The following is an 8,413-nucleotide window of genomic DNA, read 5'->3' on the forward strand; positions in this document are numbered from 1 at the left end:
CGCTTTTTTTTTATAAAAGGGTCTTCGGACCCTTTTTTGTGTTTAAAAAAAATTCAAATTCTGTATTCCTGTCTCTGTAGACCTGTGGTAGTTTAGAGAAAGCAGTAGTCCCTCATTATGGAAAATTAATATGGCCAATAAAAATCAACTTCCTAAGGAATTGGAAGAACAAATACAAAGTGTGGCGAGTGATGTTTATATTCAAATTGAAGATAAGCTAACCCATTTAATTAGTGCTGCCATTGAAACGGGTGTCCATGAAAAGGTTTCATTAGATCAAGATGATAACTTTAAAGCACTCAATAAAAGTTACCAAGAAAGTTTAGCGGAACTAAAAAAACAAGAACGTAAATTAGCGGAACAACAACAAAAATCAACGAAAGAAGCTGCTGATTTACAAGCTAAAATTAAAGAGTACAGTACAGACCTTGAAGCACAAAAACAAAGCTTTCAAGTAGAGCTAACGCAAAATACGATTAATTATACAGAAACCATTGAGCAACTAGAGCACAAGTTAGCCAATGTGCAGAATGAGCAATCACAACAAAAAAATCAATCTGTTGATAATAGTAGCAAGCTGCAAGAAAAACTCTTAGAAACTGAGCAAAAGCTGAAAGATCAAAAACAAGCCATAGACGGCTTGAACGGTCGAATTTCCGTGTTAACAGAGCAAGAGCAGCGCTTATTAAAACAAATTGCTACGCTAACCTCCGAAAAAGATGGCGATACCCAAGCATTACAGGCTGAATTAACAGCGGCACAGCAGCAAGTTAACGCGCAAGCTGACGAATTAATTGCTCAGAAAAAACAAGCCGATGCGCTTAACGAAAAATTAACTTCAAGTACCGATAGCTTAAATAAGTTAATTGCAGAAAATAAAAGTAATTTAGAAAACCAAGAGCAACAAACACAAAAAGCCGTTGCTGCTATTCAAGAACAATTAAAAGCAGAGCAGAATAATAATGCCGAGCTGCAGCAGCAGTTAAGCGCACAACAAAAAACGTTAGACACCCAACTTGATTCAGAAAAAAAATGGGCAACAGAGCAGAAGCAAGCACTTGAACAAGCAGAGCAGTTAAAAACTGAACTAGTGAAAGCACAAGAACAAGTGAGCGCAGAGCAAGCGTTGAGCCTAGAAAAAATAGCTGAAATTGAAGCGAAACATCAAGCAACGCAACAAAAAATAGTTGATGATAAAAAAGCGCAAGAACAATATGTTAGTGAGTTAAAGCAGTTACAAAGCAGTGCAACAGAAAAACTACTAGAAGTAGAAAAAAGCCACTTGCAATTAAATGAGCAGCTTAGCAAAGAACAAAATGACGCTAAACAATATCAACAACAAGTATTGGCGCTGCAAAGTGATATAAAAACCGCGAAAGAAAGCGAAGAAAGTACCTTGCAACGCTTTAATGCGAGTCGTGAAAAACAAGAGCTGGACAATAACAAAGTACGAGAAACAATAAAGTTTTTACGTGATGAAAATCATAACTTAATTGCAACTCATGCCGAAGAGACTGCAAGCTTAGCTGAAAAAATCAATGAATTAGAGCATAAACTTACCGAATATAGATTGAAGTTTGAATATGCCCAAAAACAATTAGCTAACTAGCTGCTGTTGAACTTTCACGGTTAACTTTTGTTCGAGCTAAAAGGGCTTTAATCGCGAGAGTAGTGTGTAGCCTAGTCATTTTTACAGCGTTATCGCCTTTTTAGGTAACGCTACATGGATGTATTTTGTTGTTTTTATTAAGCATTGCTGTGTCCGCAATTATTTACCTCTTGGGTTGATAGCGGACATATAATTCCTAGTTTTTCATCGTAAATTACTTAATAGATATTATATACAGCTCGCTAAACTCGCCTTTGAGCGTGAATTGGGTATATACTCCAAGCTTTATTGTTTTTTGGATATTATTACTGTGGCGATACACCTTCCTTTTGCTAAATTAAGTCATTGGCAACAAATTACCTTTTCAGCCGCGCTATTAGAGCGGATGTTACCAAACTACCAAATGTTTAGTGAAAGCGCTGATTTTGGTGACGCTAAATTATTACGTAACCAACTTGATATTATTTGGCAGTGGTTGGGCGATAGTCGCACGGTTAAAATTAATGCGGATGCACAATTAACTAAGCTAGAGTCACAAACTCCTGACCCAGAAGCATTCGATTTTTTTGGTGTTTTTCCAGCGCTTGATACGTGTATGGCATTAACAGCATTGTGGCAATTAATGCAAATAAAGCCCGCTAAAAAGGGTAAAATTGATCCAAGTGACTTGGAAGATGTACAAAGTATTAGCCGTTTATCTCATAACAGCGTTAGCTATTATGTTGAATTATTGCTTATTGAAGAGCTTGATGATGAAGCTGAAATTAGCCAAGAACAAATAAATGAACATCCTTTAATGCAATGGGAAATAGCAACGCAAAATGAGCTGTTCGATTTTTTACAGTTTGCCGCCATTGACAAGCGTACTTGTCAGCTTGCTAAAAAAATGGTGTTATCAGAAGGCATGTCAAATTTAGGTATTGAAATAGAGTAGCACCATCGCGCGTAACTATTATCACTTAATGATCAGATTAAATCAAAAGAACAAAGGACAACGTATGAAGTTAGCATATAAAACACTGTCGCTCGCCATGTCAGCAACATTGATTATGGCAACATTGTTTACGGAGCAAGTTAGTGCCCAACCCTCAGAGCTTGTCGTAAAAAATCAAAAAATTGAATTGGCCATTAAAAAGGCAATGGATACTTTTCAGGTACCCGGTGTTGCTGTTGCTATCGTAAAAAATAACGAAGTGGTGATGCGCAAAGGCTTTGGTATTATTGAGCAAGGTAAAAGCGCTAAAGTTACTCCAGATACGTTATTTGGTATTGCTTCAAATACTAAAGCGATGACTGCCGCGTTATTGGCGGGCTTAGTTGATGAGGGAAAACTCACTTGGGATACGCGAGTGATTGATGTTATTCCTGAATTTCAAATGCCAGACGCTTATGTGACTCGTGAATTTACGATTACTGACTTGTTAGCACACAATTCTGGCTTAGGTTTAGGTGCTGGCGATTTAATGATTTGGCCACACACTACGTTAACCAATACCGATGTTATCAAAGGTATAAAATACTTACCTGAAGTATCCAGCTTTCGTAGTGAGTTTGCTTACGATAATTTAATGTACATTATTGCCGGTGAGGTTATTACTCGCGTTACAGGGCAACCGTGGCATGAAGTGATTCAAGCGCGTATTTTTACTCCATTAGGTATGAAGAATACTCGCGCAATGTTTTCATTAATTGAATCGTCTAACCAAAATGTTGCCCGCGCTCATGTTCCTCTAGAAGGTAAGCTGAACGTGGTTGGCGGTAACTTTTTAGAGAAGTTTTCTGCTGCTGGCTCAGTTGCTTCTAGTGTTCATGATATGAGTTATTGGTTAAAAGCACAGTTGAACCATGGGGCGTACGGTACTAAAGAGCAGCGTTTATTTTCTGCTGAGCAAAGCCAAACTATGTGGCAAGCTAAAACACTCTTATCTGTTTCACAAAAGGCTACAGAGCAAGATAAAACCCACTTTTCTGCTTACGGTTTAGGCTGGTTTTTAAAAGATTATCATGGTGTTAAATTGATTCACCATAGCGGTGGTATTTTAGGGATGGTGTCAAAAGTCGTACTAGTACCAGAAGCTGACTTAGGCATGGTAATTTTAACTAACCAACAGTCTGGCGATGCGTTTAATGCTATTTACCATCAAATTCTGAATGAATACCTCGAGTTACCAAAGAAAGATTGGGTTGATTATTATCAAGCCAAACAACAAAAACGTTTAGCAAAAGAAGCCGCACGACGAGCTAAAGCTGAGGCCGCTGTTGATAGAGACTCTCGTCCATCGTTAGCGCTAGCTAAATATGCACAAACTTACCAAGATAATTGGTATGGCGATATTCATATTGTACTGGTAGATAACAAGCTGAATATGCAGTTTGGTAATACTCCCGAACTAAATGGTGTATTGGAGCATTATCAACATAATACCTTTATTGTACGTTGGCATGATCGTACGTTAGAAGCCGATGCTTTTATTAACTTTAACTTAAGCGAGTCGGGCGATATTAACTATGCCACGATGAAAGCAGTATCACATTTAACAGACTTTAGCTTTGATTTTCATGACTTGAAATTACAGCCAAAACAAGCTGACTAATATTTAACAGTACAATGTAGTTACTAATAAAAAGGGAATAGCAATATTCCCTTTTTATTACTTAAAAAAGGTATTTGCAACCGCTGGTTGACACATTAACAACTCGGCTTGCTAGTCTGTAACCACTGATTTTTCTATGATTATCGCTCAAACGTAGATAAAGGAATAAGCCTAATGATATTAGCAGACAAAATTACCCTATTAAGAAAGCAACTTGGCTGGTCACAAGAAGAGCTTGCTGAAAAAATGAATGTTTCAAGGCAGTCAGTCTCTAAATGGGAAAGCACTAACAGCATTCCTGATTTAAGCCGAGTGATTATGCTAGCGGATATTTTTGAGGTGACTACGGACTACTTATTGAAAGACGATATTGAAATTGTTGACACAACAAATGAAAATAAAGCGTCAAATACCGTGCAAATTAACTTAGAGCAAGCCTTGAAATATGTAGACAATAAAATGGCAATGTCGGTGCTCACCACCAAAGGTGTTGTGCTTTGTGTTTGCTCAGTAATACCATTATTCTTTTTTTTAGCTATGGCTGAAACAAATCGTTTGAACTTAACAGGTGATATTGCCGCTGCTTTTGGGGTGGTTAGTATATTATTGATGATTTCATTCGGCGTTAGTTTTTTCATTAAGGCGAATCAATATGAAAGTGATATCGCTCCGATAGAGAATGAGCCATTCGAATTAGCTTATGGTGTGCACAGTATTTTTGACGACAAATTACGAAAATTCAAACCTATTTATAGTAAAAGACTGTCAGTAGGCATATTTTTATTTATTACTAGTGCAGTGCCTTTACTGTTGGTTAGTATTCTTGATGGTAGTTCGGGTAGCGTGTTAATGATGATAATGGTACTTATGCTGATGATTGCCACAGGAATATATATTGTTGCACCAGTATCTGCTCAACATGAAGCCTATAACAATATATTAAAAGATAACTGCGTTAATACCGTAAAAACGAGACGTGAAAAACGTGCAGAGCAGCTTGCAGCATTTTACTGGCCGTTATTAACCGCTATATATTTAGGTTGGAGTTTATGGACGATGAATTGGGGAATAACTTGGGTTATTTGGCCGGTAGGTGCTGTGCTTTTTGCTGCATTGGTCGGTTTAATGGAGTTTTTAGATAAAGACTAGTGCCCTAAGTGTGAACCGTGACCTAAACTCAGGCCAATAAGATAAATGCTCACAAACGTTCACTGGCGTTATAGTAAAAATAACGTCAGTGCCAATCGTAAATTATACAGCCCCTAATTTAAAAAATCAGTTTTAGCTTGTCGCGTTGAAATGACGTGCTGTATATCTCTGTGCTTATCCTGAACATTAGTATTTAAAGATACTCCCTCATGCTTTAATAACCATAATTTACGCTCGATACCACCTGCATAACCTGTTAATGCACCACTTGCGCCAATCACACGATGACAAGGCACAATTAGGGTGATCGGGTTTCTACCATTGGCACCGCCAACGGCTTGTGAGGCTTTCGGCTTACCTAGCTTTTTAGCAATATCCTGATAAGAACAATGTTCACCAAAAGGTATTTGTGTTAAGCATTGCCAGACCGACTGCTGAAAATCTGTCCCTTGGGGGGTTAGTGGTAAGTCAAACACTTGGCGTGTGCCCGCAAAATATTCAGTTAACTGGCTTTTACAACGCTCAGTAATGCTATTAGTTACGGTTGAATTTATTATGTTCGCTGGTAGGTCACCACAAAAAATAGCCTGAGTGATACCTAGCTCAGAGGCTTTGAACTCAAAAAGCCCCAGAGGAGTGTCGATATAGTCGGTATACATGGCCAATTTATTCATGTAATTGACTCCATAATTGAAAGGTTAAGTAACTTTGCCATGGTGATGCTTGCTCTGGCTCCAGTGGTGTCGTTAGTCCTTTTTGTGCTTTTTTTACGCCAAGGTCACCAGCGAGGAAAATATTAGGATCACTCAAACCGCGCATTTTGGCGTAGGCAACCGTCCAAGGGCCGATACCTTTTAATGTTAACCACTGATCGGCATCATTTGCGTCCTGAATGTGCTGACAATCAATAAAGTATTGAGCTAAGTTTCGTAGTGTTTGCTTTCGCGAGGTGGGAATTTTCAAAAAGCCTAAGTCACTCTTCGCGATAGCGAGCGCTGATGGAAACCAATAGTGTATTATATTGTCGTCATCACTTTTAGTGGGTTCGCTTAAGTGATGGACTAAACTAGCGACTAAATTCCGTGCGGCGGTTACTGAAACTTGTTGGCCTAAAATAGCGCGAATTCCTGCTTCAAACATACTCCATATACCGGGCAAACGTATACCTGATTTAATCGGAAATATAATAGAAGGGCACTGAGCTAGATCATGCTCTACCGCTTGCATATCAACATCTACGTCGAGAATACGACGTATATTGGTGACAACCGATTTTAAATATTTAAAGTCATCTAATGTGATTGTAACGAGAAATATATTTTCTGCTGCAACATGTTTAGCAGTAAAGCTGCCGTTAGCTTCTTGCCATGTAAAAGTGCGGCCATAGCTATTACTTGTACACCACTCCATGCCCTCTATTGCTCTTGCGGCTAATGTTTGTTGCATCAAGGGCCAATTAAATGGTGGTCGATAATGTAATTTTAATAATAACTTATTATCACTTTTATTTGATTTTCTTAATTGTGAAGGTGTTAATTTCAACTGAGCTTGAAAGCAGTCATTGAAACGACGAATGCTACTAAAACCCGACGCCAAAGCGACTTGTGTTATTGGTAACTTTGTTTGGTGTAATAATTGTTTGGCAAATAGACACTGTTGATAAAGCGCATAAGCCTTTGGCGAAATGCCTAAGTGTTCGTTAAATAATTGGCGCAAATAACGATCGCTTATACCTAATCGGCTTGCTAACTCTACTAAGCTTGCTGTTTGTAACGCCCCTTCATTGATTAATTGTATTGCGCGCTTAAACGTAGTGCTTGCACCTTGCCATGCTGGTGAACCAGGCGCACTATCTGGACGGCAGCGTAGGCATGGTCTAAATCCAGCGTTAGCACACTCTATTGCGCTATCAAAATAGATAACGTTTTCTTCTTTTGGTGGGTAAACAGGACAAATGGTTCGGCAATAAATGCCCGTTGTTTTCACCGCGGTAAAAAACTTACCATCGAAACGAGGATCTCGAGAAAGGCGAGCTTTTTGGCAAATAGAAGGATTAAGCATGGGTCAATACAAGGTTATCGTGGTTAAATGGTTATGACTGACACTATAGCGAAGCAATACATTTATGCTAGCCAGAATCGGAACTAAACCTTAACTCTTACTTATTGTTGATATTGATACAGTTGGTAAATTACCTGACCAGCCGTTTTTTCTTTTAATAACGCCCAATTACTCGGTAGCTGCTGTGTACTCTCAACTTCCATTTCTACATAAATCATTGCATTATCAGTAAGTTTTCCTGCATTTAGTGCAATAGCGGTTTGTGCTACTAAATTCTGTCTAAAAGGAGGATCAATAAAAACTACATCAAAGGTGTCGGTTGTTTGTTGTAAAAAGCTTAATGCATCGTTGTTAATAACATTGATTTCATTAGCGCTTAATAAGGCTTTATTGGCCTGTAATTGCTTGGCTGCGGCTTTATTGAGTTCAATTAAGGTCACTGTTTTTGCGCCGCGAGACAGCGCCTCAAAACCTAAACCGCCAGAACCCGCAAAACAATCTAAACATTGCGCCTGTGGAATATAAGGCATTAACCAATTAAAAACCGTTTCTTTTACTCGGTCAGTGGTTGGACGTAAGCCATCAGCCATCAGCACCGGTAATTTTCTCCCGCGATGTTTACCCGCAATAATGCGTATTTGACCTGTGGTCGATTTTTTATTGGCGTGCTTTTTACCTGAATTCATATCACTGACAGCTTTGTTTTTAAATGCTAATATAGCGGCAATTTTATCCTTGTTTGGTTTTAATACCAAATTTATTAATACTGTAATTTACTTAGGTAGAAAGAAGTGTCGAAGAAAAAAGGTATGTTTTCCTGGTTAGGTTTTGGTAAAAAGCAAGACCAAGCAGAAGAAGAAAAAATCGCAACAGAAGCCACAACAGTACAAGTTGATAACACTGACGAAACGATTAGCGAACCAATAGCCGAGCAAGTAGTTGATAAAGCTAAAGAAGTAGTTGTAACGACTGACGAGGTATTGAACACTGACCTGCCAGA

Annotated in this window: 7 protein-coding genes and 1 pseudogene; 5 read left to right on the forward strand and 3 right to left on the reverse strand. The window is 38.5% G+C overall.

Features of this window, described 5'->3' with window-relative positions:
- Positions 1–130: 130 nt before the first annotated feature.
- From ABD005_RS03465 to ABD005_RS03480, 4 genes are all read left to right on the forward strand, one after another.
- Positions 131–1,609 (forward strand): hypothetical protein, encoded by a 1,479-nt coding sequence (locus ABD005_RS03465; protein WP_343815003.1) that lies wholly within the window; start codon positions 131–133, stop codon positions 1,607–1,609.
- Between the two features lie 295 nt (positions 1,610–1,904).
- Entirely contained in the window at positions 1,905–2,543 is a 639-nt protein-coding gene (locus ABD005_RS03470) for a YjaG family protein (RefSeq protein ID WP_343815006.1), read from the forward strand.
- Positions 2,544–2,607: 64 nt separating this feature from the next.
- Complete coding sequence (locus tag ABD005_RS03475; protein ID WP_343815009.1) at positions 2,608–4,203, forward strand: serine hydrolase; 1,596 nt, start codon at positions 2,608–2,610, stop codon at positions 4,201–4,203.
- A gap of 174 nt (positions 4,204–4,377) precedes the next feature.
- The gene (locus tag ABD005_RS03480; RefSeq protein ID WP_343815012.1) at positions 4,378–5,352 is read left to right on the forward strand and encodes a helix-turn-helix domain-containing protein; all 975 of its coding nucleotides are present in this window, start codon (positions 4,378–4,380) and stop codon (positions 5,350–5,352) included.
- Positions 5,353–5,465: 113 nt separating this feature from the next.
- Here the strand turns inward: ABD005_RS03480 and ABD005_RS03485 are convergent, their stop codons facing one another.
- The 3 genes from ABD005_RS03485 to rsmD form a co-directional block, all read right to left on the reverse strand.
- A complete protein-coding gene (locus ABD005_RS03485) occupies positions 5,466–6,026 on the reverse strand; it encodes a methylated-DNA--[protein]-cysteine S-methyltransferase (protein ID WP_343815015.1) in 561 nt (186 codons plus the stop codon).
- Complete coding sequence (locus ABD005_RS03490; RefSeq protein ID WP_343815018.1) at positions 6,019–7,413, reverse strand: DNA-3-methyladenine glycosylase 2 family protein; 1,395 nt, start codon at positions 7,411–7,413, stop codon at positions 6,019–6,021. The genes ABD005_RS03485 and ABD005_RS03490 overlap by 8 nt, the downstream gene beginning before the upstream one ends.
- A gap of 101 nt (positions 7,414–7,514) precedes the next feature.
- Positions 7,515–8,099, reverse strand: coding sequence for a 16S rRNA (guanine(966)-N(2))-methyltransferase RsmD (rsmD, locus tag ABD005_RS03495; protein ID WP_343815021.1), 585 nt, complete (start codon positions 8,097–8,099; stop codon positions 7,515–7,517).
- Between the two features lie 123 nt (positions 8,100–8,222).
- Between rsmD and ABD005_RS03500 the strand changes: the two are divergent.
- Positions 8,223–8,413, forward strand: a pseudogene (locus ABD005_RS03500) (hypothetical protein); the annotation flags it as partial.

This window comes from Colwellia asteriadis, assembly GCF_039523295.1.
GTDB classification, from domain to species: domain Bacteria; phylum Pseudomonadota; class Gammaproteobacteria; order Enterobacterales; family Alteromonadaceae; genus Colwellia; species Colwellia asteriadis.

What these genes read in the sequence shown, in the direction of transcription:
- ABD005_RS03475 (WP_343815009.1), top strand. Translation starts at nt 2,608, where the DNA reads ATGAAGTTAGCATATAAAACACTGTCGCTCGCCATGTCAGCAACATTG.
- ABD005_RS03465 (WP_343815003.1), top strand. Translation starts at nt 131, where the DNA reads ATGGCCAATAAAAATCAACTTCCTAAGGAATTGGAAGAACAAATACAA.
- ABD005_RS03485 (WP_343815015.1), bottom strand. Translation starts at nt 6,026, where the DNA reads ATGAATAAATTGGCCATGTATACCGACTATATCGACACTCCTCTGGGG.
- ABD005_RS03490 (WP_343815018.1), bottom strand. Translation starts at nt 7,413, where the DNA reads ATGCTTAATCCTTCTATTTGCCAAAAAGCTCGCCTTTCTCGAGATCCT.
- rsmD (WP_343815021.1), bottom strand. Translation starts at nt 8,099, where the DNA reads ATGAATTCAGGTAAAAAGCACGCCAATAAAAAATCGACCACAGGTCAA.
- ABD005_RS03480 (WP_343815012.1), top strand. Translation starts at nt 4,378, where the DNA reads ATGATATTAGCAGACAAAATTACCCTATTAAGAAAGCAACTTGGCTGG.